At 65.2% G+C, this 26,483-nt stretch carries 22 protein-coding genes; 15 read left to right on the forward strand and 7 right to left on the reverse strand.

Translation table 11 applies throughout. The annotated features are described in order from the left end of the window. The first annotated feature begins 117 nt into the window (after positions 1-117). Together ABIA30_RS25645 and ABIA30_RS25650 are read left to right on the forward strand one after the other, a co-directional pair. Positions 118-309, forward strand: a complete 192-nt coding sequence (locus ABIA30_RS25645) for a three-helix bundle dimerization domain-containing protein (RefSeq protein ID WP_370070697.1) — start codon at positions 118-120, stop codon at positions 307-309. A 306-nt stretch (positions 310-615) separates the two neighbouring features. Further along, a complete protein-coding gene (locus tag ABIA30_RS25650) occupies positions 616-2,055 on the forward strand; it encodes a wax ester/triacylglycerol synthase family O-acyltransferase (protein WP_370070699.1) in 1,440 nt (479 codons plus the stop codon). On the opposite strand, the gene fadD12 is transcribed toward ABIA30_RS25650, so the two are convergent. After that, the gene (fadD12, locus tag ABIA30_RS25655) at positions 2,045-3,691 is read right to left on the reverse strand and encodes an acyl-CoA ligase FadD12 (protein ID WP_370070701.1); all 1,647 of its coding nucleotides are present in this window, start codon (positions 3,689-3,691) and stop codon (positions 2,045-2,047) included. The two genes, ABIA30_RS25650 and fadD12, sit on opposite strands and share 11 nt — an antisense overlap. A gap of 5 nt (positions 3,692-3,696) precedes the next feature. Then, entirely contained in the window at positions 3,697-4,500 is an 804-nt protein-coding gene (locus ABIA30_RS25660; RefSeq protein ID WP_370070758.1) for a lysophospholipid acyltransferase family protein, read from the reverse strand. A 401-nt stretch (positions 4,501-4,901) separates the two neighbouring features. Between ABIA30_RS25660 and ABIA30_RS25665 the strand changes: the two genes are divergently transcribed. The 3 genes from ABIA30_RS25665 to ABIA30_RS25675 all read left to right on the forward strand — a co-directional run bounded on the left by ABIA30_RS25665 (position 4,902) and on the right by ABIA30_RS25675 (position 7,034). Then, complete coding sequence (locus tag ABIA30_RS25665) at positions 4,902-5,495, forward strand: NUDIX domain-containing protein (RefSeq protein WP_370070703.1); 594 nt, start codon at positions 4,902-4,904, stop codon at positions 5,493-5,495. 142 nt (positions 5,496-5,637) lie between these two features. Next, positions 5,638-6,360: a FadR/GntR family transcriptional regulator gene (locus ABIA30_RS25670; RefSeq protein ID WP_370070705.1), complete on the forward strand. Its 723-nt coding sequence runs from the start codon at positions 5,638-5,640 to the stop codon at positions 6,358-6,360. After that, on the forward strand, positions 6,357-7,034 hold the full coding sequence (locus ABIA30_RS25675; RefSeq protein WP_370070707.1) for a sterol desaturase family protein: 678 nt from the start codon (positions 6,357-6,359) through the stop codon (positions 7,032-7,034). Before ABIA30_RS25670 ends, ABIA30_RS25675 begins: the two co-directional genes overlap by 4 nt. A 15-nt stretch (positions 7,035-7,049) precedes the next feature. Here ABIA30_RS25675 and ABIA30_RS25680 read toward each other — a convergent pair whose 3' ends face one another. After that, positions 7,050-7,469: a MarR family winged helix-turn-helix transcriptional regulator gene (locus tag ABIA30_RS25680; protein WP_370070709.1), complete on the reverse strand. Its 420-nt coding sequence runs from the start codon at positions 7,467-7,469 to the stop codon at positions 7,050-7,052. Between the two features lie 114 nt (positions 7,470-7,583). Between ABIA30_RS25680 and ABIA30_RS25685 the strand changes: the two genes are divergently transcribed. Both ABIA30_RS25685 and ABIA30_RS25690 read left to right on the forward strand, forming a co-directional pair. Continuing rightward, the gene (locus tag ABIA30_RS25685; RefSeq protein ID WP_370070711.1) at positions 7,584-8,519 is read left to right on the forward strand and encodes a zinc-binding dehydrogenase; all 936 of its coding nucleotides are present in this window, start codon (positions 7,584-7,586) and stop codon (positions 8,517-8,519) included. Between the two features lie 61 nt (positions 8,520-8,580). Further along, on the forward strand, positions 8,581-9,924 hold the full coding sequence (locus tag ABIA30_RS25690; RefSeq protein WP_370070760.1) for an ABC1 kinase family protein: 1,344 nt from the start codon (positions 8,581-8,583) through the stop codon (positions 9,922-9,924). Between the two features lie 31 nt (positions 9,925-9,955). Here the strand turns inward: ABIA30_RS25690 and abc-f are convergent, their stop codons facing one another. From abc-f to ABIA30_RS25705, 3 genes are all read right to left on the reverse strand, one after another. Then, positions 9,956-11,620 carry a ribosomal protection-like ABC-F family protein gene (gene abc-f, locus ABIA30_RS25695; protein ID WP_370070713.1) on the reverse strand — a complete coding sequence of 555 codons (1,665 nt, stop codon included), beginning with the start codon at positions 11,618-11,620 and terminating at the stop codon, positions 9,956-9,958. Between the two features lie 147 nt (positions 11,621-11,767). Beyond that, complete coding sequence (locus tag ABIA30_RS25700) at positions 11,768-12,643, reverse strand: alpha/beta fold hydrolase (RefSeq protein WP_370070715.1); 876 nt, start codon at positions 12,641-12,643, stop codon at positions 11,768-11,770. Positions 12,644-12,938: 295 nt separating this feature from the next. Continuing rightward, on the reverse strand, positions 12,939-13,796 hold the full coding sequence (locus tag ABIA30_RS25705; RefSeq protein ID WP_370070717.1) for a LysR family transcriptional regulator: 858 nt from the start codon (positions 13,794-13,796) through the stop codon (positions 12,939-12,941). A gap of 106 nt (positions 13,797-13,902) precedes the next feature. Between ABIA30_RS25705 and ABIA30_RS25710 the strand changes: the two genes are divergently transcribed. From ABIA30_RS25710 to ABIA30_RS25720, 3 genes are read left to right on the forward strand one after another with little or no spacing between them, the layout of a single operon-like run. Further along, positions 13,903-14,517, forward strand: coding sequence for a DUF4865 family protein (locus ABIA30_RS25710; protein ID WP_370070718.1), 615 nt, complete (start codon positions 13,903-13,905; stop codon positions 14,515-14,517). Next, a complete protein-coding gene (locus tag ABIA30_RS25715; RefSeq protein WP_370070720.1) occupies positions 14,514-15,155 on the forward strand; it encodes a hypothetical protein in 642 nt (213 codons plus the stop codon). The genes ABIA30_RS25710 and ABIA30_RS25715 overlap by 4 nt, the downstream gene beginning before the upstream one ends. A 1-nt stretch (position 15,156) precedes the next feature. Then, entirely contained in the window at positions 15,157-15,747 is a 591-nt protein-coding gene (locus tag ABIA30_RS25720; RefSeq protein ID WP_370070722.1) for a DUF4865 family protein, read from the forward strand. Between the two features lie 154 nt (positions 15,748-15,901). Here the strand turns inward: ABIA30_RS25720 and ABIA30_RS25725 are convergent, their stop codons facing one another. Beyond that, positions 15,902-20,074 (reverse strand): hypothetical protein, encoded by a 4,173-nt coding sequence (locus ABIA30_RS25725; protein ID WP_370070724.1) that lies wholly within the window; start codon positions 20,072-20,074, stop codon positions 15,902-15,904. Positions 20,075-20,314: 240 nt separating this feature from the next. On the opposite strand from ABIA30_RS25725, the gene ABIA30_RS25730 reads away from it, so the two are divergent. The 5 genes from ABIA30_RS25730 (at position 20,315) to ABIA30_RS25750 (ending at position 26,395) form a co-directional block, all read left to right on the forward strand. Beyond that, entirely contained in the window at positions 20,315-20,512 is a 198-nt protein-coding gene (locus ABIA30_RS25730) for a hypothetical protein (protein ID WP_370070726.1), read from the forward strand. A gap of 33 nt (positions 20,513-20,545) precedes the next feature. Further along, on the forward strand, positions 20,546-23,164 hold the full coding sequence (locus ABIA30_RS25735) for a LuxR C-terminal-related transcriptional regulator (RefSeq protein WP_370070728.1): 2,619 nt from the start codon (positions 20,546-20,548) through the stop codon (positions 23,162-23,164). A 446-nt stretch (positions 23,165-23,610) separates the two neighbouring features. Further along, positions 23,611-23,874, forward strand: coding sequence for an arylamine N-acetyltransferase (locus ABIA30_RS25740; protein ID WP_370070762.1), 264 nt, complete (start codon positions 23,611-23,613; stop codon positions 23,872-23,874). A gap of 197 nt (positions 23,875-24,071) precedes the next feature. Further along, on the forward strand, positions 24,072-25,424 hold the full coding sequence (locus ABIA30_RS25745) for a hypothetical protein (RefSeq protein ID WP_370070730.1): 1,353 nt from the start codon (positions 24,072-24,074) through the stop codon (positions 25,422-25,424). After that, on the forward strand, positions 25,421-26,395 hold the full coding sequence (locus ABIA30_RS25750) for an Abi-alpha family protein (RefSeq protein ID WP_370070732.1): 975 nt from the start codon (positions 25,421-25,423) through the stop codon (positions 26,393-26,395). Before ABIA30_RS25745 ends, ABIA30_RS25750 begins: the two co-directional genes overlap by 4 nt. Positions 26,396-26,483: the final 88 nt, after the last annotated feature.

Genomic DNA, 26,483 nt, shown 5'->3' on the forward strand with positions numbered 1-26,483 from the left:
TCGATTCGACGTTGCATTCATTCCCACCGGGCCATTGCGCCAACCACCATCTGACCAGCCTCGACAGACCGCGCCAGGAGTAGTCACTACTCTCCGTGCGGCGACGCCCCTGACCGGATGCCCGCCGACAGTCAATCCATTCCTCAGCTTTCTCCCGCTGACGTCGCGTCGACCGTCTCGGCGATCTACGCCGGCTTCGCCAGCAGCCGCGTCCGCGACTTTGTCCCACTACTGGTGGAGAAACGGGCCAAGAGCCAGTTCCTCGGGAGACGGGCCAATTCCACTGCGGCACAATTCATCACTGATTGAGTCGGCATCGTAGCGAGCAAAGGCTGCAATAGGCACTTCTCCCACCCCGACGGCGATCAACATAACTGTTGACTGTGGTCGTGGTGGGCGTTAGCGTTGGACTCGCGGGCACTGCCGTCGGTCGCCGCAAAGCACACCACGTCGCGAATTTGCAGGAGTGTCAATGCCGTTCATCGGATTTCTCGGGATCGACCACAATGATCGACACCGGGGGATGCAGAGTCCCGGCCCGGCATCCTGAGCGCCGGATTCACCCTGAACTCCGAAGTGCCATAGAAATTTCGAACCGCGCGAGGAGGGCTACTGGTGAACCGTCTCAGTGGCTGGGATGCCATGCTGATGTACAGCGAAACGCCCAACGTGCACAATCACACCCTCAAGGTCGCCGTCGTCAACACTGCCGACTTCTGTGGCGACTACTCATTCGAAACATTTCGTCAAACACTTTCGGGCCGAATGCATTTACTCGACCCGATGCGATATCGCTTGATCGACGTTCCCTGGCAGTTGCATCACCCGATGTGGCTCGAGAGTTGTGCCATCGACGTGGACTACCACATCCGCCGCGTACAGGTACCTGCTCCAGGTGGCCGACGAGAACTTGACGAGGTCATAGGTGCCATTGCGAGCACACCGCTGGACCGGACGCGCCCGTTGTGGCAGGTGTTCTTCGCCGAAGGGATGGCAAGCGACCGCGTCGCCGTGATCGGCAAAGTGCACCACGCCCTTGCCGATGGCATCGCCTCGGCGAACCTGCTGGCGCGAGCGATGGACCAGGCCGACCGGCAGTCGGACGAAGCCGAGCCGGTGTCGAACGCTGCACCGCCCACGAAGGCACACCTGCTGCGCGCAGCCGCCCGCGATCACGTCCGGCAGCTTCGCAAACTGCCCAGGGTTGTCCTCGACTCGGCAACGGGTATCTCCCGCGTACGCGGCCGGGCGCAGGAACGTGGCCATCACCCTCATCTGGCGCGCCATTTCAACCCGCCCCCGACTTTCATGAATCACGTCGTGTCCCCCACCAGGAGATTCGCCAGCTCAACTCTGAGCTTGGCCGAGTTCAAAGAAACAAGCAAAACCCTCGGCGTCACGATCAACGATCTGGTCCTGGCCGTTTCCGCGGGCGCACTGCGGGATCTGCTTCTCCGCTTCGACGGCCGGGCGGACGCGCCGATCCTGGCCTCGGTACCAGCCAGCATCGACCTGTCGCCGGAACGGATCGTCGGTAATGCGTTGACCATCATGGTCGTGTCGTTGCCGGTCCACATCGCCGATCCTTTGGAGCGAGTTCGACTGACGAGCATCGCAACAACCGTCGCCAAGGAGAATGACCGACTACTCGGCCGACAACTGATAAGCCGTTGGATGGCCTACATCCCGCCTGTGCTGGCACCGGCCGCGTTCCGATGGCTATCTCAACGCGACACGCAGAACAAGTTGTTCAACGTCTCGGTCTCCAATGTGCCCGGCCCGCGCGAGCGTGGCAGGCTTTCCGGGGCCACTGTCGGCGAATTCTATTCAGTGGGGCCAGTTTCGGCGGGTTGCGGACTGAACATCACCGTGTGGAGCTACGTGGACCAGTTGAACATCTCGATCATCTGTGACGGCCGGACCTTGTCCGACCCACACATTGCAACGGATGCGATGGTCCAGTCTTTTGCCGAAATTCGCAGTGCTTCAGGTTATTCCGCCGCATTGTCCGACGTTCCAACTGCCATGCCGCGCGCCGCGGCGGTCAATGACTAGCTTGGCCCTGGGTCCTCACGCGATTCTGTAACTCACTGCGGGAGATCTTGCCGGTACTCGTTCGCGGCAGTGCATCGATGATGAAGATCTCACGTGGCACTTTGTAATTCGCGAGGTTGTCACGGACGTGCTGCCGCAATTGCTCTGCTGTGGCGGACGCCCCGTCCTCGAGCACGACGAAGGCGACCAGGCGTTGACCATATTGCGCGTCATCGACACCGAGTACCGAGGCCTCTGCCACACCGGGGTAGGCGATCAGCGCCTTCTCGACTTCGATCGGATAGACGTTCTCGCCGCCGGACACAATCATGTCGTCGTCACGGCCGACGACGAACAGACGGCCTTCGCCGTCAAGGTAACCCACATCTCCAGACGCCATATAGCCGTCGTGGAACTCCTTGGTCGCACCGGAGGTGTAGCCGCCGAATTGGTTCTTGTTGCGAACATAGATGGTGCCGACGAGTCCGGAGCTCACCTTCTGTCGCTGGTGGTCCAAGACTGCGATCTCGGTGCCCGCGGCCGGTATCCCCGCAGTATCGGGGGCAGCCCGCAGATCTACCGGGGTCGCCGTGGTGATCATGCCCGCTTCGGTGGCGTTGTAGTTGTTGTAGACGACGTCGCCGAATCTATCCATGAAAGCGATGACCACGTCGGGTCGCATACGAGATCCGGAGGCGGCCGCAAACCGTAGCGAGCCAAGATCGTAACGATCCAATACTTCGTTGGGCAGATCCATGATCCGGTCGAACATCACCGGCACGAGTGACAGACCGGTTGCGTGGTGGCGATCGACAAGCTCGAGTGTCTTCTCCGGATCGAACTTGCGTCGCGTCACCACCGTGCAGGACATCATCGCCGCCATCATCAACTGACCGAAGCCCCACGCGTGAAACATCGGTGCCGCCACGACGGTGCACTCCTCGGCGCGCCACGGGGTTCGGGTGAGGATCGAGGCGAGCGCTTCGGGTCCGCCGCTGGAAGCCTTGGCGCCCTTCGGGGTACCGGTCGTACCTGAGGTCAACAGAATCAATTTGCTGGTGCGCGTGCTGGGTACGGGACGCTCTCCGGCGTGTGCCCGAACCATCTCCTCGACGGTGAGGTCATGGTTTTCCGGGTTGTCGGTCCACGCCACGATTCGTAGCGGAGTACTCTGCGGCGGCAACGCGCGGTCGACCGTCGCCGTGAATTCTTCGTCGTAGATCACCATGTCGATGCCCTCGCGGCTCACGACTTCGGCCAGCGCCGGCCCCGCAAACGCGGTATTGAGCAGCAGTACGTCGGCGCCGATCCGGTATGCGGCGATCAAGGCCTCGACGAATCCGCGGTGGTTACGGCACATGATGCCCACCAGTTTCGGTGCGGCACTTGGCGATACCTGTATCGCCGCGGCGAACGCATCGGACCTCTCATCGAGTTCTTTCCAGGTGAGCGTGCCCAACTCGTCGACAAGTCCCGGGCGGTGTGGGCACCGTTGGGCAGATATTGCGAATCCGGTTACCAGCGAACGTTGTTCGCGTCGTACAGCGGCAGCCATGCGCAGGTACTTATCGGGTCGTAACGGCGCGAGCAGTCGGGCATCGCGCAAAGTGGCGACCATGTCGCAGATTTCCCTGAAGCGACCGGATCGGTTGGCCATCGCGATCAGCCCAATACCGGGAAACGACGCTCGGCGGCGAGTGCGTCGAGGGCCGTCTGCATCACGTTGCGGATGTGCGCGTCGACTTCGCCTACGTCGGGGGTATCGCCGAACTCGGCGACGATATCGATCGGGTCGAGAACTCGGGTCACCAGTTTCGTCGGCAGCGGCACATTGACCGGAAGCACCGCCAGCCCGAACGGGACCCCGAAAGAGATCGGCAAGAGCTCTGCACGAAACCGTCGCTTGAGCCCTAACTGTTTGGCCAGCCAGGCACCTCGACTCAGGTAGAGCTGATTCTCCTGTCCGCCGATCGACACCACCGGAACGATGGGAACGCCGGCCTCGATCGCAGTCTTGACGTACCCGGTGCGGCCGGCGAAATCGATGACGTTCCTTGCCGGGGCGGGCCGATACACGTCGTAGTCCCCACCCGGGAACACCATCACCAGGCCTCCGGACTTCAGGGCGGTCGCGGCGTTGCTCCGACTGGCCCGAATGAAGCCCATGCGGGCAACAATGTCGGCCAACGGACCGTTGGCCAGGAGGTCGTGGGTGAGCGTGTAGAGCGGCTTGTCGTAACCAAACTCGGCATAGAACTGCGCCGCGAAGACCGGGACGTCCATCGGCAGGTATCCGCCCGAGTGGTTGGATACCAGTAGCGCGCCACCGGCCGGCAGCCGCTCCAACCCCTGGACCTCGGGCCGGAACCATAGTTTGGTCAGCGGCCGGGTGACTTCCAACAGGCGTCTCACCAGATTCGGGTCCCATTTGGTGAGTTGCGCGTCGTCCCTTTGCGAGCCGCTCACGTCGTTCCCTTCGATGCCATTGACGTTCTTGAGGTTTCGGCTCCAGCGACCGGTTCGCGTGCCACGTCCAGCCGGGTCGCGAACCTCGAAGAGCACGGGTCCAGCTGCATCCGGCACGCGACCGAAGCCGCCGACGCAGACGTCGGACACCGTTGTCCCCCAAAACCATAACGACGGTCAAGCCGAACCGGATGAGTAGTTACTACTCTCTCGCGCGGGCGGCTCACGAAGGGTGTGCGGTTCTGGCGATCTACCCGAGTAAACGCTAATGTTGATGTGGATCTACACCGCTAGCGACTCGTCGCGGACGGTTCGGTGATGACCCAGACAGCTGTGACCCGCTGGGAACGCACCTGAAGCTGGCACGGTGCAACAGACGAAGCGTTGTTGGAGTCGCTACGGTGAATTTTTGTCCGAGCTGCGGTGGCCGGATCGATCGGCAGTGGATGGCTGTTGACGGCCGCGAACGCGACGTCTGCACCACGTGTGGCCAGGTGCACTACGAGAATCCGCGGATTCTGGTGACGGCGATGATCACCTGGCGGAAACGATTGTTGCTATGCCGCCGCGCCCATGAGCCCTCATTTGGGTTGTGGTGCGCACCAGGCGGCTTCATGGAGAAGGAAGAGACTCTCGAGGAGGCCGCGGCCCGAGAACTCAAGGAAGAGACCGGGGTACGCATCGCCGCCGACCAGTTGACGCTCTACACCGTCACCAATCTGCCGACGATCAGCGAGGTCTACGTGGTGTTCCGAGCACTGGTCACCGAGCCGGCCATACTCTGCGGACCGGAAAGTCTCGAAGCCGGCTTCTTCTCCGAGGACGAAATTCCGTGGCAGGAACTTGCCTGGCCCCAGCTGGGTAGCTATCTGCGGCTGTTCTTCCGGGAACAGGCGGCCGAAGACTTCGGCATCCATCTCAGCCGTGCCGACCAAGCAGGTGGATTTCGTAGGTCGTATCGCATCCTCGCCGCCGACGCGGACTGGAGCGGCTGACGGGGTTCACCGGCAGCGTGGTCGCGCAACTGGCAGGCGATGCTGGGTCCGGCAACGTGCAGTTAGAAGCCCTCGGGCGGTCCGCTGCCACTAAGTGGTCAGACCACTAGACCTCTGGCCGCGTCACAGCTAGGGTAGCCACGTGACGTTGCAACCGATCAGCCGCCAGTCGATACCCGACGAAATCTTCAGACAGGTCGCGACGCAGGTGTTCACCGGCGACCGGGTTCCAGGTGACACCCTGCCCAGTGAGCGCGCACTGTCCGAGGCTTTGGGCGTCTCGCGCACCGCCGTCCGCGAGGCCCTGACCCGCCTCGACCGCGCCGGCCTGATTCAGATCCGGCAAGGCGAATCCACCGTGATTCGAGACTTCCGTCTCGACGCCGGGTTTGACGTGCTGCCCCTGCTGCTCGCACACGGAGGCGACGTCGACCGCGCTGGACTGGCGAGTGTCATCGAGGCCCGCGCGATCATCGGCCCCCAGATCGCCGCACTGGCCGCACAGCACGCAGACTCGGACGCGAGCGCCCGATTGCGTTCGGCGACCGATGACCTCGCCTCGGAAACCGAACCGCTGCAACGCATGTGGCGCGCACTCGGCTTCTGGGAACTCGTCGTCGACAGCACCGATAACATCGCATTCCGGCTGATGTTCAACACGATGCGCAGCGCCTACCTGCCTGCATTGGACGTTCTCGTCAACGTGATGGCCGCCGAAGTCAGCGACATCGGCCATTACCGAGCGCTGTCCGATGCGGTCGGCAACGGCGACCCGGAAGGCGCGCGCGCAGCCGCCACCGCGATGCTCGCCCTCGGCAGTGCGGCGTTCACAACGTTCCTCACCCAATTGGACGCAGGGCGGTGACCCGCCAGCAGCTGACCCTGCGCGACGCGGCGGCCGAATTCGTCAGACACCCGAGCCCGTGGATGCTGGTGGCGTGGGCCAGTGCCCTGCTGGCGACACGGCTTGCCGTCGGCGGCTGGTCCATCGCCGATATCGTGATACCGATTGTGCTCGTGGCACTTTCACCATTCGGCGAGTGGATCATCCACACCAGCATCCTGCATTGGCGTCCCCGCACGATCGGGCGGGTGCGGATCGACTCACGACTGGCGCGCGACCATCGGTTGCACCATCAAGATCCCCGGTCGGTGCCTTTGGTCTTCATCCCATGGCCGAGTCTCGTCGTGATCATCATCGGGTTGACGGCGATTACCCCGATTATGTTTGCGGACAATGGGACTGGCCTCACCTTCACGCTGACCATCGCGACATTCCTGATCTTCTACGAGTGGATTCACTACCTCGTCCACACCGACTACAAGCCCCGCCACGCGATCTACCGCGCCATCTGGCGCAATCACCGCTACCACCACTTCAAGAACGAGAAGTACTGGTTCACAGTCACCAGCTCCGGCACCGCCGATCGGTTGCTGGGCACATATCCGGACCCGCAACGGGTACCGTCCTCGCCTACCGTACGGAACCTGCACGCAGATGTCAGTGTCACTGCCGGCAGCAATCCGTCTGAGCCATAAGGGCCTTCGGCAGCGCTACCCCAGCGTCTTGATCAATAGCGCCGTCAGCCTGTTCTGTTCAACGGCACTCAACCGTCCGATCACCGGCTCCATCCGCACGGCGATCTCCCCGGTGATCTCGCGCTCAACATCGCGCGCCCGCCGACTCAGAGATACCCGCACCGAGCGACCATCAACGGAGTCGGCGGTCTTGACAACCAGTCCGCGCTGAGCTGCGCGGTCGATCAGCCCACTGATCGTCGAGCGTTCCAAACCCAGATAGACCGCGAGCTCTGCCATCGTCGGCTCGCGGTCGCGCAGGATGCCCAGCACTCGCAACTGAGTGAGCGACAGCTCGTGACTTGACGCAACCTCGGTGAGCACCGACATCAGCGTAAAAGACATCTGCACCAACGCATCTCGCAATTCGTTGCGGCCTGCGGCATCCGTGTTCACGCCGTCACTCTATCGCATATAGATCGTATTGCCACCTATTTTAGATGGTAGTACGATCTATTTTCAGCGTCCGTGCCCATCGAGGCGCCGGGCCATCCGGAAGGAGCAGCTGCCATGAAAGCCGCCGTGGTACACGCATTCGACGAACCACCCCGCTACGCGGACGTCCCCGACCCGACCGCGATACCGGACCAAGGCCAGCTCTTGGTCGATGTCGTTGCCGCGGCCCTGCATCCGCGGGTGCGCTCCCAGGCCAACGGATCGCACTACAGCAGCACAGGCGAACTGCCACTGATACCCGGCATCGACGCGGTCGTGCGCGACGCGGCGGGCACGCTGTATTACACCCTGCTCGACGACACCATGTTCGGCACCATGGCTGAGCGCACCGTGATCGAGAAAGACCGAAGCGTGCGATTGCCCAGTCGAGTCGACCCGGTTCTGGTCGCAGCTGCGATGAACCCGGTGATGTCGTCATGGGTAGCACTGCGGCATCGGATCAACTTCACACACGGATCACGCGTGCTGATCCTCGGCGCAACGGGCAACGCCGGACGCGCCGCGATTCAGGTGGCCAAACGCTTTGGCGCAAAAGAAATCATCGGCGCCGGCCGTAACCCACAACGCCTGCGCCAATTGACTGTTTTGGGCGCCGACCGCGTGCTGCCCCTCGACGAGTTGAGCCAGGCCGGCGATGTCGACATCGTCATCGATTACATCTGGGGTGAGCCGAGCGCAAACGCAATGGTGGATCTTCTCACCCACCGAAGCGACCGAGGTAAGGAACTCACCTGGATTCAGATTGGTTCAATGGCCGGCCCGAGCGCCGAGATCATCTCGGCCGTACTGCGATCCACTCGAACTCAGATCGTCGGCAGTGGCATAGGTTCAGTGGCCGGTCGGTGCTTCCGTACCGAGGTACCCCAGATCGCCAAGGCAGTCAGCAACGGTGCCTTCGATATTCGCGCACGAACGCTCCCACTCGACGCCGTAACAGACGCGTGGACGAGAAGTCCCGACTCCGACGAGCGGATCGTGTTTCTGCCGTGAGCGCCACCGCGGAAATGGGCCACCTTTGTCAACGGCGGCATAGGCAGACAGAATGACGACCGTGGCTGAGATCCGCCGCGGCCGTACCGCTCGCGCCGCCAAACTCGCATCCCTCCCTGCCGGTATCGCAGGTCGCGCCGTCCTGGGTGTTGGCAAGCGCATGGCCGGCAAGTCGAAAGAGGACGTCAGCGCCGAGCTGGTGGAGAAGGCTGCCGAACAGCTGTTTCAGGTGCTCGGGGAGCTCAAGGGCGCGGCCATGAAGCTCGGACAAGCGCTTTCGGTGATGGAGGCCGCTATCCCGCCGGCGTTCGCCGAGCCCTATCGCGAAGCATTGACCAAACTGCAAAGTGATGCGCCGCCGCTGCCGGCGGACAAGGTGCACCGCATGCTCGACGCCCAGTTGGGCACCAAGTGGCGCGAACGCTTCCAGTCCTTCGACGACAAGCCGGTGGCCTCCGCAAGCATCGGGCAGGTGCACAGCGCCGTCTGGAGCGATGGCCGCAGGGTAGCGGTCAAGGTGCAGTACCCAGGTGCGGACGAAGCGGTACGCGCGGATCTCAAGACGCTGCGGCTGCTCACCTCGTTGTTCAAGCAGGTGGTTCCTGGTGCCGACGTCAAGAGCATCATCGACGAGCTGATCGAGCGCACCGAGGAGGAACTCGACTACCGCATTGAAGCCGCCAATCAGCGCGCGTTCGCCAAGGCGTTCGCCGGAGACCCCCAGTTCTACGTCCCGTCGGTCGTCGCGTCCTCGCCGAAGGTGGTGATCACCGAATGGATGGAGGGCCGCAAGCTTTCGGAGATCATCGCCAGTGGCACTGAAGAAGAGCGCAACCACTGCGCGCATCTGCTGCTGGAAGTCACCATCAGCGCTCCGTATCGATGCGGGTTGCTACACGTCGACACCCATCCCGGCAATTTCATGCTGCTCGACGACGGACGCTTCGGCGTCATGGACTTCGGTGCCGTCGCGGTCCACGAGGGCGGACTGCCGGCAGCGACCGGGCCGATCCTGCGGCTCGCCCGTGATGAGAAGTGGGAAGAAATGACGTCCTATCTACGGGCGGAAGGCTTCATCCCGGCGGGCGCCACGGTGTCTCACGAGGAGATCAACGCCTATCTGCTGCCGTACATCGAACCTTTGCGCCACAAGAGTTTCCACTTCAGTCGTAAATGGCTACAGAGAATCGCCGCGACCGCCACGGATCTGCGCAGTGAACAATTCACGGCAACGCTCAAGACCAGCCGCCAGCTGAACCTGCCGCCCAACTACCTGATGATGTTCCGGGTGCTCGGCGGTCTGCTCGGGATTGCCGCACAGCTCGACGCGACGATCGACTACGCCGCAATCATCGACAAATGGGTGCCCGGGTTTCACGAGGACATCGAACCCGTCGCGCAGTAAGGCCGTACTGGGCGACGAGTAGGGCCCCTGTTTACAGCTCCACCACGCGGCCATTATCGACCAGCCACGAGCGATCCACCCGAACGTTCTGCAACATGCGGCGGTCATGCGTCACCAACAACAAAGCGCCGTCATAGGTTTCGATCGCCTGCTCGAGCTGCTCGATCGCAGCGAGGTCCAGATGGTTGGTCGGCTCATCGAGCACCAGCACATTCGTGCCCCACGCTTGCAGCAATGCCAGGCCGGCGCGGGTTCGCTCGCCGGGTGAGAGCTCGTCGACCTCGCGTTCGACGTGGTCGGCACGTAGCCCGAACTTCGCCAGCAGAGTGCGCACGTCTGCGGTCGACCATGACGGCACGCGCTGCTCGAAGCGATCAACGAGTCGCCCAGGACCCGCGAAATCCGCACGGGCTTGGTCAATTTCACCGATCGCGACGTTGGCGCCCAGGCTCGCGCGGCCCTGATCGGGCTGCTGTCGACCCAAGAGCAGGCGCAGCAGTGTCGACTTTCCTGCTCCATTCGGACCGGTGATGCTGATCCGCTCGCCGGCGTTGATCTGTAACGAGACCGGCCCCAGGACGAAATCACCTTGTCGCACAACAGCATTGTCAAGTGTCGCCACGACCGAACTCGACCGCGCTGCGGCTCCGATGGTGAATTGGAGTGCCCATTCCTTGCGAGGTTCCTCGACCTCTTCGAGGCGGGCGATCCGGCTCTCCATCTGTCGCACTTTCTGTGCCTGCTTCTCGCTGGACTCAGTTTGTGCTCTTCGCCGGTTCTTGTCGTTGTCGGGTGCCTTGCGCATCGCGTTGCGGACACCCTGGCTCGACCACTCCCGCTGGGTGCGTGCTCGGGCCACCAGGTCCGCCTTTTTCTCGGCGAACTCCTCGTATTGTTCGCGACGGTGCCGGCGACCGACCTCACGCTCTTCCAGGTAGCTTTCATACCCGCCGCCGAAGACCGCGGTCGTGTTCTGGGCCAAGTCGAGTTCGAGGACGTGAGTCACCGTGCGGGCCAAGAACTCCCGGTCATGACTCACCAGCACCACACCGCCGCGCAGGTCGCGGACAAAGTCTTCCAGCCGGGCGAGTCCGTCGAGGTCCAGATCGTTGGTCGGCTCGTCGAGCAGGACGATATCGAACCTCGACAGCATCAACGCCGCCAATCCCACACGCGCCGCCTGTCCACCGGACAAGGCGGTCATCAGGGTCGACTCCGCTCGCACCGCCCCGGCATCAAGGCCGAGGTCGACGAGCACGCCCGGCAACCGTTCGTCGAGGTCTGCCGCACCGGTGGCGAGCCAGTGCTCCAACGCAGCTGAGTACGCGTCAGCCGGGTCCACATCCGTGGACCGCGGGTTCGGGTCTGCCAAGGCCGCGGCCGCCGCCTCCATAGTCTGTGTCGCCGCGACACATCCCACGCGACGCGCGATATAGGTCGCGACCGTTTCCCCGGGTATCCGCTCGTGCTCCTGCGGCAACCAGCCGACGAACCCATCGGCCGGGGCGAGGCTGACCACCCCACCGAGCGGCTCGAGGTCCCCGGCAAGGATCCGCAGGAGCGTGCTCTTGCCCGCGCCGTTAGCGCCTACAACTCCGACTACATCGCCCGGCGCCACAGTCAGATCGAGACGCTCGAAGAGGGTTCGATGGGCGAATCCGCCGGCTACGTTCTTCGCGACAAGCGTGGCGGTCATGGGTCAATCGTCGCATCACCGCGCCGCGGGATCCCTCAGCGGGGACGCCAGCTCGACACGTGCTGACCTCTGGACCCACGGGATACGAGGAGTTCAGGCTTGGCCGACGGGAGCCGCACCGGGCCACACGGCCGGAACCCCGCAACGTCAGCTCGGTAGCGGCTCGGCCAGCACATCCAACAGCCACTTCACCACGAGTTCTGGCTGCTCATCGACGATGAAGTGACCACAGTTGGGCACCTCGGTGATGTTCAGATCGTCGGCATGATCCGTGAAGCCGTCCAGCAGCGACCGGTGTACCGCCACATCGTCGAGTCCGAACAGCACGCGCACCGGCATGGTGAGCTTCTGATCGTCGTAGGGACCGCGCGCCAGGTTGGCGAACTCCTTGCCGACCATGGACCGGTAGATCTTGGAACCCGCCACTCGACGGTCCCGGTCGCGGAAACAGCTGCGGAAGAAGTCCACCGACTCCTGCGGCATCCCACTGCGACGAATGAACCACCACAGCGTCGGCGACAGATGCGAGAGCGGCCCGGCGACAGGAGCTCCCACGACGAGTTGGTAAGCCAGCTTGTGGGCGTACCGGGCCACTCGGCCCGGCCGCTGCCACACCGGCGGGATGTTGAGTATCGCCAGGCGGCGAATGCGTGCAGGCGCCTTCAGCGCCACCAGCTGCGCGGTCCACCCTCCCCAGTCATGTCCGATCAGGTCGAAGGACTCGAGCCCCAGCGCATCGGCCGCGGCGAGTACATCGGAGGCGAACTGCTCCTTCTCGTAGCCCGTCGCAGTGACCTCGCTCCACCCCGCACCGCGCAAGTCCATGGCGTGCACCCGGTACCCGGAATCAGCCAGCGCGGGGATCACCTTGTGCCACATCCACCAGTTTTCCGGCCAGCCGTGCAGCAGCAGCACCGGTCGGCCGTCCTCGGGCCCCGCCACGGCAACGTGGATCCGCACGTCACCTGCCTGAACATACTCGTGGGTCGCGCCATCAAGGGTGGGCATGCTGCGCTGCGTCATAGATCGCACCTTACCGCGCAGTAAGTTCAAGGGGCCACGCGTCGGCGGTCGCGACCACCTGTAGTTTCTCAGATCCCGTGGCATGTCTTGATGCTCTGACCTGTGGCGATGAACCATTCCACGGTCATGGCATCGAGCTGTCGTCCCACGTTCGTGTCAGTTCTTCAGCCAAGTGACCCAGCACGCCTCGCCAGCGCTGTGGGCACAACCCAAGTCGGACTAACAATGGGTCCACGACCCAGCACCATGCTGCAACCGACCGGCCTGGTCACCTATGTGCTGCCCGGCCCGGCCGTTAGACAATCGTGTGGATTACCGCGCTGAGTGTGTTCACCGCCGCCCGGGCTGCTGGTTTGACAACGGTTGTGTAGAGCACGACGTCCATGGTGGGTAGTTTGGGCAAACCCAGGTGTGGCCCGAGATCGACAGTTCCTGAGGGTGCTACCCGCCGCCCCAACGGTGCCACTGCGAGTCCTTCGACTGCGGCCGCCGCGATGGTGGGTATGCCGTCGCCGATGAGCGTTTCAGTCCACGAGATATCGACCGCGGCGAGCGCGCTGATCGCGGCCTGCCGCACACCGCAAGAATCTCCCTGAGTCGCAACGGGGAGGGTTTGGCCGGCCCGATAGGCGAAGTCGGTGGTACCCATCCAGCCGAATTCTTGTCGGGCGATCAGCTTTCCGCGCCCCAGACGGCGATCGCGTGCCGAATCCGCATACAGAACAACAGCGGCATCGAGCGCACCCTCGCGGAACAATTCGAGGATTTCCCGGGACGGCAGCACGCGGGTCTCGATGACGACCGATGATTGATTGCTCAGCCGGCGCAGCAGGATCGGTAGCCGCGTTCCGACGACGTGGGCGCTGACACCGACGACTATCCGCAGCGGCTCGGCATGCAACACGCGCAGCGCCGCATCGTGCGCCGCCAGCAGATCACGGGCCGGAGCCAGGAACCGCTCGCCGGCGTCCGTGAGGTGCACCGCACGGGGAGAACGGTCGAGTAATCGTTGTCCAAGGTCACGCTCGAGTTTCTTGATCTTCAGGCTCACTGCCGATTGCGTTGAATCCGTCGCCTCGGCAGTCCGGGTGAAGTTCCGCAGGTCAGCGATCAACACGAAGGCGTGAACCGCCGCAAGGTCTAGGGTCGGCATCAGATATAACCATTCGATTTCGTCATCACGGAATAGCTCAAAGATACCTCGAAGTTGTTGATGGGTGTTCGGCAGCACACACTCAACAGCCTCGTGGAGGTACCCCTTGATCGTCGCCCACTATGAACACCGCTTCCCCGAATGGCACGGGGTATCCCGGGAACGCGAACTCACACAAGAAGATTCAGCTAGGTGGGACAGCGTTCCCGGGATGTACTTCAAGGCATTTCTCATCCGGGAGAAAGGCCGATACGGCGCGGCCTGGAATGGGTTCTCCTCGTTGTATCTGTGGGACAACGAGGACTGGTTCGGCAACTTCCTCGTCCCTGATCCTGCGGTGTTCGCGCACAACTGGTTCGGGATCAACAATGTCGTCAAACGGTTCGGTCGACCTCAAATCGCCACGTCCACCGTCCTAGACGCGCGAAAGGGCCCCGGTGAAAATGCCCGATTCGCCTATATCGAACACCGCGACATTCACCCCGATGCCGACATCGCCGCGACCAGCCGGGACGAGATCGCCAACAATCAAGCAGCAGCGGCCGCACCAGGAACAGTCGCCACCGTGGCCGCCATCAACCCGAACACCTGGCGATTCACCCGAATACTGCTCTCGGAGAACGCCCCCACGGGAGCCGGGGCGGCCGCCATCTACCAAATCGAGCACCTCGCACAGCCTCTGTTGCACACGCTCCCAGACTCCGAGAAGACAATCCGATGAGAACCACGGATCTTCCCATTCATCAGAGGACCAAACTTGTTGAGGGTTGGCGGCTCACCGGGGTCCTGATCGCTGTAATCTTTTCTGTAGCAACGGTACTGGCCGTGGGGATTGGCGGCAGCAGCGGTGCCCGCGCAGCGTTGTTGCTCACCGGGCGTACATCACTTGCGCTGTTTATGCTCGCATTCACCGCGGCGGCACTGCACCAACTGTGGCCGAACAACCTCACCAGCTGGATTCGGCGTAACCGACGCTACCTCGGGGTGTCCTTCGCGGGTTCGCACGCGATACACGCCATCGCCATCGCCCTCCTCATCGCGTACGCGGGCACGCACGCCATACCCCCACCGTTCAAACATGTTTCGCTCCAGCTGGGAATGCTTCCGCTATTCGCCGGGTACCTCTGCATCGTCGCGATGACAGCCACGTCATTCGACCGAACCGCGGCCCTCATCGGTCCCAACACCTGGCATTGGTTGCACCTTGTCGGCAGTTACGTTATTTGGGCAGACTTTGCAGAAGCCTACGGCCCCAGGGCAATACGCGACCCGGCCTTCATCCCGGCGTTCATCATCGTCGCCGCCGCCCTCATTATTCGTCTGACTGCATACGCGCAACGCACCAGGAAAGGGAACTGACATGCTCATCGTTCACTACCAGCACCGACTGCCGTCCACGTTTGACCTCGACGAAGAGAAGAACCGGTACACCGAAACCGCGTCATACTGGGACACTTCTCCGGCGCTGTTCTTCAAGGCGTTCTTGCTCCGCGAGAAGGGCCACCACGGCGCAGCGACGAACGTGTACTCGTCGCTGTACCTGTGGGAACAGGAGGCGTTTCGAAACTTCTTGTCGGACGGCACCTTCAACTATGTGACCGATCGATACGGCCGACCCCAGATCAGCACGGCGCTGCCCGTTGACGCGCGCAAAGGCCCGAGCGAGAAAGCCAATTTTCTCTACCTGGAACGGCACCACGTGCCAGAGGACGTCAACATCGACCAAGCCATCGCCAAAGAGGCAGAACACAATCGGGGCATAGCCGCCTTACCGGACACCGTGGCCGCCATCACCGGGATCGACCCCAAAACCTGGCGGTTCACCCGGATCGCCATTTCTGAACGCAGACCTGACGGCACCTTGCCCGGCGTCGGCTACCAAATTCTGCACCTGTCCCGACCGCTGTTGCACACCCTGCCCCAAGCAGATGGAAACCTTGCCGCCATCTGAGGGGTTCGTTGTTGGTCAACAGTCACAGCTAGTGCGGTCACACCGCTTACGGTTTGCGTTGGGGTTCCGACCCTGAGTTGTCCCGCGTACGCAGCTTAAGTGTTCACCAATCATGTTGCACCGCAAAGCAACTCCGCGCGACCGGGTAGGCGCCCTAGGTGCCGCCCTTTCCTCCTGCGCCGCCGGCGCCACCAGTTCCGCCAACGACGTTTTGGACTCCATTCGGACCGAGACCGGGGAGGCCGGCCGCGCCGCCCTGGCCGAAATGGCCGCCGGAGTCGCCAGTGCCGCCGGAGCCGCCGCCGCCGCCGAGGCCCCCGGTGCCGCCGGGCGCGCTAAATCCGTCAAACGAGAAGATACCGTCGCCGCCCTGCCCGCCAGCGCCGCCCTGCCCGCCAGCGCCGCCGGCGACAACGCCAGGGCCGCCATTGCCGCCGTAGCCGCCGTAGCCGCCGTCGGTACCGCCGCTGGCTGGATCAGTGGCCCCGTTGCCCCCGGCACCGCCGACACCGCCTGCACCCCCGACGCCGGTGAGACCCTTACCGCCGTCGCCGCCGAAGTTACCGGAGCCCGCGGGGGAGACCTCGGCGACAGCGTCGTTGCCGGCGCCGCCGGTTCCCCCGTTGCCGCCATTCGCACCATCGCCGCCATTGCCGCCGGAGCTGCTGAAGTCGCTGCTCGGGGCGCCGTTGCCGCCGTTACCACCGTTGCCCATGGCGCCGTTGGTGCCGACTGCTCCAGTGGTGGATCCTTGGCCGCCGACTCCGCGGGTGCCGCCACCGCCGCCGTTGCCGCCGTTGAAGCCGGCCAAGTGCGAGCCGGCGCCGTCGGCCCCTGTGCCGCCGTTACCGCCCGTGGCTCCGTTGCCGCCCGCCCCGCCCGCACCCTGGCTTCCGTCCTGCCCGTTGATCGCGGTACCACCGACGCCGCCGTTGCCGCCCGTACCGCCGTTGCCGGCGCGGCCGCCGGTCCCGCCGTCTTGACCGGCGACGGTGGCGCCGGTGGTCCCGTTACCGCCGTTGCCCGCGGCGCCACCACTGCCGCCGGTGCCGCCGTTGCCCGAGACGCTGCCGCCCTGACCGCCAGCCCCGCCGGTGCCGCCGATGCCACCCGTCCCGCCAGCCGCACCGGCCGTGGGATTGGTGGTGCCAGTGGCACCCTTGCCGCCGATGCCACCCGTCCCGCCATTGCCGTACGCGCCGCCGGTGCCGCCGGTGCCGCCTGCCGCGCCGGTGCCGCCGGGGGTTACGGCGTCAGCGCCGGTGCCGCCGATTCCGCCGTCGCCGCCGCTGGTCGCACTGCCGCCGCTGTCCCCGGTCGCTCCGGTGGTCACGCCAAGGCCGCCGACGCCTCCGGCACCGCCTTGGCCGGGGTTGCCGCCCTCACCGCCCATACCGCCGACCCCATTGGCACCAGCGGCAAACGTTCCGGTGCCTCCGGTGCCGCCCGTGCCGCCTTGTCCGCTGGTACCGCCGGCCCCGCCGGCCCCGCCGGCGCCCATGGCACCGGTCCGTCCCAATGTTGTGGTGCCACCTTGACCACCGGCACCGCCTTGCGCGCCCGTCCCGCCGTTGCCGCCGTTGCCGCCCGTGGTGCCGTTGCCGCCGACAGGGCCGGTCGCGCCTGCGGCGCCGGTACCGCCGGTGCCGCCGATGCCGCCCACTCCGCCGTCGCCGCCATTGCCGCCGTTGCCGGACTGCGCACCGCCCTTGCCGCCCGCGCCGCCGGTGCCGGCCACGCCGCCGACGCCGCCCGTGCCGCCGGTGGCGCCCGGGGTCGTTCCGGTGGCCCCGGTGAGACCATAGAAACCGTTGCCACCGGTGCCACCGTTGCCGCCATTGCCGACCAGACCGCCGTCCCCACCGGTGCCGCCGTTTCCGCCGGCAAAGACGGTGTCGATGAACAGGTAACCACTGCCGCCCGCCCCGCCGTTGCCGCCGTTGCCGCCACTGGTCGCGGTGCCGCCGTTGGCGCCGTTCAGACCCGTGGTCGATCCCGAGCCGCCAGTGCCCCCGAGTCCTTGTGCACCCGGGTCTCCGCCATTGCCGCCATTGCCGCCCAAGCCACCGAAGGAGGTGGTGTTGTCGGCGCCGTTGCCACCGTCACCGCCGGCCGCACCCGTACCGCCCCTGCCACCCGCTCCACCAACGCCGTCAAGGCCGGCCACACCCGCCGCCGCGGCGCCGCCGGCACCGCCATTGCCGCCATTGCCGCCGGTCCCACCGGCTCCGCCGACCTTGCCCTGCTCACCGTTTCCGAAGTTGGCGGTTTCGAAGTCACCGTCAGCACCCGCGGCGCCCGCCGTACCGTCGGTCCCGCCGCCGCCGGTGCCACCGTTGCCACCGATGCCGCCGTTGCCCGCCTGGGTACCGCCGAGGCCGCCTGCCCCGCCATCGCCGCCTGCGCCACCGGATCCACCGGTCTGTCCAACCTCAAACGCCGGGTAGACACCGAAAGCGCCGTCGCCGCCGCTGCCGCCATCACCGCCGTTACCGACCACGCCGCCATCGCCGCCCTTGCCGCCGCGCCCGCCGGCCTGGCCGCTGGCAGTGAAACCGAGCGCCCCATCGCCGCCCTTGCCACCGTTGCCACCGCTGGTCGCCGTCGTTCCGTTCGCGCCAGCTGCCCCCGCAGTGCTGCCCAGCCCGCCGGCCCCGCCCACGCCAGCAGCCCCCGAGTCGCCACCGTCACCACCATCGGCGCCGTTGGCACCGAAAGTCGTTGCCGTTGCCCCGTTTCCACCGTCACCCGCAGTACCGCCAGTGCCGCCCGCGCCGCCGTTGCCGCCGACTCCCCGCAGGCCGAACCACCCGCCTTGGCCGCCGTTGCCGCCAACCCCACCGTTACCGGCGATCCCGCCGTTGCCGCCCTTTCCACCCGTGACGCCGGTGACGGTCCCGCTGGTGCCCGCGGCACCGATACCGCCGATACCGCCGATGCCACCAAAGCCACCGGCTCCGCCACTGCCGAGGAACAGCGCACCAGCTCCGCCCATCCCGCCGGCTCCGCCGGTTCCACCCGCGCCGCCGGTGCCGCCATCGACGATTCCTGAAAGCCCTTGCGCGCCAGTGGCTCCACCGCCACCAGCGCCACCCACGCCGCCGTCACCGAACAACACACCCGACCGACCGCCTGCGCCGCCCGCACCGCCGGAAGTACCCGCGGCAGTAGCCGATCCGCCCGCGCTGCCCGAACCGCCATAGCCCATGAGCAACGCGCCGGCGCCTCCTGTGCCACCCGCGCCGCCGTTGACTCCGAGCCCACCTGCACCACCGTTGCCGACGAACAAGCCGGCGGCTCCACCAGAGCCGCCGTCACCGGCGGCATCGGTCGCGCCGGCTCCACCGTCGCCGGCCAACAGGCCACCGGCATGGCCAGTGGCTTGGGCCAGCGTTCCGCCGGACAGGCCTGCGGCGCCGTTGCCGATCAACAGCCGGCCGAAGAGCACCTCGGCGATGGGATTGACCAAGCCCTCGAAGGCCACACCGATCGGACTGGCGATCAACAGTTCCTCGACGGTGTGGATTGGCTGATAGATCGCCGCGCTGAAAAGGGCCACGGGATTCCCGAAAGCGGTTACGGGATTCAAGGGCAACCCGGTGGCGGCGGGGCCGGCCAGCGCCAAGGGCACCACCGCGCGATTTGCACCCGTTGTACTTGGATCGCGTTGGGCGAACAACACGAGTGCCGCGAGCGCGGCGGGCACCACCGGAGGCACGGGTGTGGCTGGGGGCAGCGCCTTGGATACCGCCGAGGCCGCGCTCGGGGCTGGCTTGGATGCGGTCACTGCTGCTACAGAAGTGGCTGTGGCAGAGGATGACTCATCGTTTGCCGTGGATGCCTCCGAGCCACTCGACGGCTTGGGGGTCGACGGCCCCGGCCGCTTGGTCTTCGTCACCGCAGCGGTGCCAGCGCCGGAGGCAGCGTTCGACGCGGGGTTGGCGTCGTGCTCGGGGGTGGACTTGGTGACGCTGTTACCGCCGGAAGCGTCAGTCTCGTGGTCGCGCACCGGCTTCGATCGGGTGTGGGCCGGTTTGACAGTGGTGCCGCTGTGGGTGCCCGCAGCGTCGCCTTCGTGGTCGCGCGCCGGCTTGGATCCGGTGTGCGCCGGCTTCGAGCTCGCGCCGCTCTTCGCGCCCCCGCCGTCGCCCGCGTCCGCGTGCGCCACGCCTGCCCCGGTGGCCAGGGCCGCACCCAGGCCGAGCGTCACCGCACCGACGCCGAGCCACGTGTAAACCCGAGGAGGGCCGACCGGCTTGCGACGGTGACGCACCGTGCCTCGAGTGTCCTTTGCCTTGGTGCGGTTTCGGGCTCGGTGCCGGCTCATGAATGACCTCCAACGTGGCCGTACTGGCCCTTGTGCTACTGGCAGGTCGAATGATGGTCGCGAAACCGCGAGGCGGACCCGTAGGGCGCTACTTGGATTTTCCGGTGAAGAAGGCCGGGACTACTTGGACCCGTCCCGCCCGCCCGCTCCATCCAAGTAGTCCGCGCGACCGGGCACCCGAAATCCGAGTAGTCGGCGCCGGGGCCGGATCCGTTTCTCGCGCGTAAGACTCCTGGCGGTATGACCACAGCAGGCGACGACAATTACGAAGCCGCGCTGCGCCGCTTGCCCGAAGCGCATTCGCTAGCGCTGCGACTCCACGACAGCGGCACGGCCGAGGACGTGATGTGCGAATACCTGCACATCGAACCCGAGGGCCTGGCCATGTTGCTCGAATTGGCCAACCGCAAGTTGCGGGCCGAAATCGGCGAGGGGTGATGGATACTCCCCAACACAGCTAACATTTCCGAAATGGTCGAGCGATGGCCGCTGACCGGCCGCGGCGAAGAGCTCCGGATGATCGGTGAGACTCTCACCGACGTCGACCGCAGGGGGGTCGTGCTGGCCGGGCCCGCGGGCGTCGGCAAGACCCGACTGGCCCGAGCTGCCGCCGACGCCGCGGCGCAGCGCGGATGGTCGGTGCAACGCGTCGCCGGTACGGCCACCGGTCGGGCGGTCACGCTCGGAGCCTTCGCCCGCTGGGCCGATCCGACGGACCCGTCACCACTTTCCCTGATCCGCAACCTTTTCGGCCCGAGCCAGCGGGCCGACGCCGCTCAGTTGTTACTGGTCGACGACGCCCATCTGCTCGACGACCTGTCGGCGTTGATCGTGCATCAGCTCGCGCTGCACGGCACCGTTCGGGTGATCGCCACCATCCGCACAGGCAAGTCGGCGCCCGATGCGATCACGGCCTTGTGGAAGGACGGACTACTGGACCGGCTGGAGCTACAGCCGCTGTCCCGCAACGAGTCTGACCGACTGCTGCACACCGTGCTCGGTGGCACGGTCAGTCCCGAATGCGCCGACCGGATGTGGCAGCTGAGCCGAGGCAACGTCCTCTACATGCATCATCTGGTCGAGCACGAACGACAGTGCGGCCGGCTGGTTCGGGTGAACAGCCAATGGCGGTTGACGGGCACCGCCGCGGCGTCACGGTCGTTGATCGAGTTGGTCGAGACCCAGATTGGCGCCGTACCCGACGATGTCGGCGAAGTCGTCGATCTCGTCGCAATCGCCGAACCCCTTGACCGGAGCGTGCTGTCGAAGCTGGCCGAGCCGGACGCCATCGAGGCGGCCGAACAACGTGAGCTCATCCGGGTGGCCGCGGACGGAGACGACGTCTACGTCGGGCACCCCTTGTACGGCGAGATCCGGCTCAGCCAAGTCGGCGCACTGCGATTGCGCCGCCTGCGCGGACGGATAGCACGCGTCATGGCCCGGTCACCCGCCGTCGACCCGCTCCGCCTGGGTCTGTTGTGGCTGGAGTCAGACCAGCCGCCCGACGTCGAAATCCTCTCGGCGGCTACTCAAATCGCCGGGTCGCGATTCGACGTGGTGCTTGCCGAACGGCTGGCCCGTGCAGCGCTGGAGACACAGGCCAACCCACTGACCAAACTTCAGCTGGCCTGGGTGCTGTTCCTACAGGAGAACGGCACCGAAGCGGAAGCGCTCCTGGACACCCTGGATCTGCACGAGCTGGCCGTACCGGGACTCGTGGACGGGGCGATGTTGCGTGCGGCAAACCTGTTGTGGCCGGCGCGCGATCCAGCGCAATCCGCTGACGTGATCGAAGCCGCATTGCTGGTCAGCGACGAACGGCGCGGAGCTTCGTTGCGCGCCTTCCGCGCCGTTCAGCACGCGATGGCGGCACAGCCCGCCACCACGCTCGCCACCATGGACGGCGTCGACTACCACGGCCTGGACAACTTCAGCCGACTGTTTGGCTACGCGGCGGAGACCATCGCCCTCGGCGATCTAGGTCGTGTGGACGCGGCTACCGCGAAGGCGGCGGCCGGTTATCGCGTACTCGACGAGTCACCCCAAGACTCGTTCCACGGCACCGGTCTTGCCGAATTTCACGCCTACGCGCTGCTGGCCGCCGGCCACGTCGTCGAAGCCCACAACGTGTCGGAACGACAGCATCGCCAGTACGCCCAATGGCCCGGGATGTCGCGCTCGATGGCCGAGGCGGCACTCGGCATGACCGCACTGGGCATGGGCGAGCTGAACGCCGCGCTGCGGCATCTGGAGACAGCCAAGGACGGCTTCGGCGACTACGGCAACGTCTCCGGGCTGTTCTACCGGTTCCGGATCCTCTACACCGAGGCGCTGGCCCGCCGCGGCCGCATCGGCGATGCCCGCGCGTCGATGGAGGCCACCCTTCGCAGTCGCCACCCCGCGTACCAATACGTCGAGTCGGGATATCTGCTGGCGTCGGCCTGGGTGGCGGCCGGTCAGGGCCGGACCGTCGATGCACGTGAAATAACCCGACGGGCAACCGATTTCGCACGAAGCAATGGGCAACTGGCACGCGAGGTGTGGTGTCTGCAGACTGCCGCGCAATTCGGCGACACCAGCGGTGCGAACCGACTGGCCGAGCTGGCCACTCTCGTAGAGGGCCCCCGTGCGGGAGTTGCAGCGCGTTACGCCAAGGCCCTGTCCGACGACGACGCCGGTGCGCTGGACGCGGTCTCGCTCGAATTGCAGTCGTTGGGTGACCTACTCGCTGCGGCCGATGCCGCAGCGCAGGCATCGAGCGCCCACCGCCGCGCGGGGCGCAAGGGCAGCGCGTTGACCTCCAGCGCTCGCGGGAGGTTGATTGCCAAGGATTGCGGTGGTGCGGTGAGCCCCGCACTCAGCGCGGCTCTGGTGCCGCTGCCATTCACCTCCCGCGAACACGAGGTTGCCACGCTGCTGTGCGGCGGATTGTCCAACCGGGACATCGCCACCGCGATGGCAGTGTCGGTGCGCACCGTAGAAGGTCACATCTATCAAGCCAGCACCAAAGCCGGGGTCAGCTCGCGTGCCGAATTGTCCACCCTCGTACGGAATTTCCAGCATCTCGAGGCCGACCCGACGCCCCGCTGAATACGCCACCACGCAGCCCCGAGATCGTTTCCAACGGCCAAAGTCGCTCGCACCATCGGTCTGGTGCCCTACAAACACATGCCGAAACGCAGCGGAGACTGACAAGACATGCCTGGCTATTTCGACAAAATTCGGCGTGTCGCGGGGGCTTGTTAATCTCCGTCGCAAAAGTCCAGCTCAGGGTGTTCAGCCCGAAAGAAGACGTCATCCTTGCGATCCGTAGTCTGGACAGCGTCTGTCCGGCCAACAGGGCGTCGGCAGCTCATCGGCAATCCACGATCCGTGGCCGGCCGACGACAGGAGTTAGCCTGCTGTGCGATCCACGTGGACAGTCGGCCCGAGCCAGTACGCGGTTGAACTGTCCGACAACGTGTTTGGCTTGGTGGCACTGTACCGCGCCCACACCACGTCGATTCCGTTCGAGAATCTCGAGCTGATGCTATCCGATCGACTACACCGTCGGCAGCCACTACGTGTCGACCTCGCCGGGATCGCCGTTCACCGCCCGGCCGTTCGCTCAGCGATATGCCGGCGAGGTCCAGCATGTTCTCGACGGAACCGCCTGGACCACAACGAATCCCGACGGATCAAGCTTCACACGTGACGTCGAGATCGGCGACGTGCCGGTCTTGCTTGCCGACACCTTCGGCATCGAACTGTCCCGCGACGACAGAGCAGTCCTCGTTGACTGGATGCGCGCACGCCTCTAGGGATTGGCGGCCCAGGTGCACCGAACTCTAGGAAGGCCGCCTCGCCCTCGGCGAAGTTCCTTGTGTCCTTGACGACCGGACCGAAGCCGATCGGCCCTGCATATGTCGCGGTCTGGCATCGCTTCAACCGCTAATGTGCACTCGCACAGGTGACCAGCCATCCTCGTCGGCGAATCACCTTTGCTCGACGAAAGGCGGTGAGGTCGACGTTCAACGATTTGTGGGGCTGGTTGGTTAATCGCGACTGGACGCTGCGCCAGATCCACACCCCGATGGAATGGTTCGCATTCCTGAGCATTCCATTGTTCACCGCCGTGATCGGCTGGCTCATCAACTGGACCGGCCTGATCATGCTGTTCTACCCGGTCAACTTCCACGGGTTCAGAATCCCGGGGATGAGGGAGCTGGCACGGCTGCTACCGCACAAGCTGCAGGAAATCCCCGGCATCCTGCAAGGCGGTGTCGGCTGGCAAGGCATCGTGCCGGCGCGCGCGGCCAAGATGGGCTCGATCGCGTCCGACAAGGCCATCGCCAAGCTCGGTACGCCTGCGGAGTTCTATCAGCAGCTCGAGCCGGACAAGATCGCCGAGCATATCGTCCGGCTTTTCCAGCCTGAGATCCCGCAGCTCGTCGATGAGGTGATGGTTGCCAACGACCCCCAGTTCTGGCGCGACCTGCCGACCGTCGGCAAACGCGCGATCGTCGCGCGGGTCCAGTCGCAACTACCGGAAGTGGTGCAGTCGATCACCACCGAGATCGGCATCCACATCGACCAGTTGCTCGACCCCAAGATCATGGTGATCGAGCACTTCCGCAAGAACCCTGATCTGGTCATCCGCGTCTTCAAGGACATCGGCCAGCGCGAGCTCAACCTGATGGTCAACTTCGGCTTCATTTTCGGGTTCCTGTTGGGCATCCCAGTCGCGTTCATCGATCACTGGTTCCATACCTGGTGGATGCTGCCTACGTTGGGCGTCTTCGTCGGCTGGATCACCAACGCGCTCGGCATGTGGCTGATCTTCGAACCGACGGAACCGACCCGCTACTTCGGCATCAAGGTCCAAGGCTTGTTCCTGCGCCGGCAGGAACAAGCAGCCGAGGTCTACGCCGGGATCATCGCCGATGACGTCATCACCCTGGAACGCATCGGCGACTTCCTGATCGACGGCCCAAGCGGCGACCGCACCCGCCAGCTGATGGGCGCCGCGCTGGGCCCGGCCATCGACCGGGCAGCCGGGCCGATCCGGGGCGCCGCACGGGTAGCACTCGGAGCCCAGGCTTACGACTCGATCAAGGCAGGCTTTGCCGCCGAGGCAGTCGGTCGGACACTGACACCCTTCAAGGACGAAGAGTTCTCGAAGGCGCAGTCAGGGAAAATCCGCACGCTGATTGCCCAACGCACCAAAGAACTTCCACCATCGGACTTCGTCGAGATGTTGCGGTCGGCCATCAGAGAAGATGAGTGGATGCTCTACGCTCACGGCGCGATCATGGGCGCGGCAGGTGGCTTTCTTCACTACGGGATTTTCTTGGGACTTGGTGTGGCATGAGTGACGACCGACGTCAGGGTTCCAGACGACGCCACACCCAGTGGGGCCCGTTCAGCGCCACCTTTTCTCCCCCGCCGGAGCCGTCCTCGTCGCTTCTCCCCACGGGCGCCGACATCGGCGAAGCACTGCCCGGCCTGGTCCGCCTGGCCGCGTCAGCCTGGGTGCGTACTGCGGAGTGGACCCTGGTTGCCGGGCTCCAGACCGGCCGTCGTGCACTCGAGATAGTCGCTGACCCTGCGTCCGCGGCCGGTGCGGCACGCGAGCTGATCTCCGGCGTCGCCCAGGCCGGCGCGGTTTTCGGTGAGGTGGCCAGGGCAGTCTCGAATGGCGTCTCGGTGTCGCAGGCCGTCGTCCAGGTCAGTGCCTCGCTCACCGAGACGGTGACGACGACGCACGAGGTGTCGCATCAGCAGGAGGAGGAAGAGCGCCAACGCAAGATGGAGCAGTCGTTGCGCGCTCAGGGGCAGGCGCTGCTGACCCGCTCGCGCGACGTGTGGAACACCGAGCGCGGTCACCCCGCCTACGCCCGCATCCTCGAGGAGATGGCGCCCGACGAGGCCCGCATCCTGCTGTTACTCCTGCGCGGCGGGCCGCAGCCGACGGTCGACGTCCGCACGGGTGGCCCCATCGGCATGGTGTCCTCGAGGTTGGTGGCTCCCGGCCTCAACATGATCGGCCCGCGGGCGGGGCTGCGTTATCTGGACAACGTCCCTGCTTACCTCAACAATCTCTTCCGGCTGGGGCTGATCTGGTTCTCACAAGAGCAACTGCGCGACCCGCTGGAGTATCAGGTTGTCGAGGCGCAGCCGGACGTGCTGGCCGCGATGCACTCGGTGCGCGCGCACAAAGTCGTCCGCCGTTCGATCCACCTCACGCCGTTCGGTGTGGACTTCTGCCGCGCCTGCCTGGTGGCCGAGGACGAAGACGTCGCGGCCCTGCCCGAGCATCAGGCGCCGAACGTCGTCGACTGATGTACGCCAGCTGTCGCCTCCTTTGCGCGTAGACGCGCTTTGATCGCAGCGAGGATCGACCCCACCCGGCTTACCCCGCGGATGCTGA

Source organism: Mycobacterium sp. MAA66 (assembly GCF_041261665.1).
Taxonomy (GTDB): Bacteria; Actinomycetota; Actinomycetes; order Mycobacteriales; family Mycobacteriaceae; genus Mycobacterium.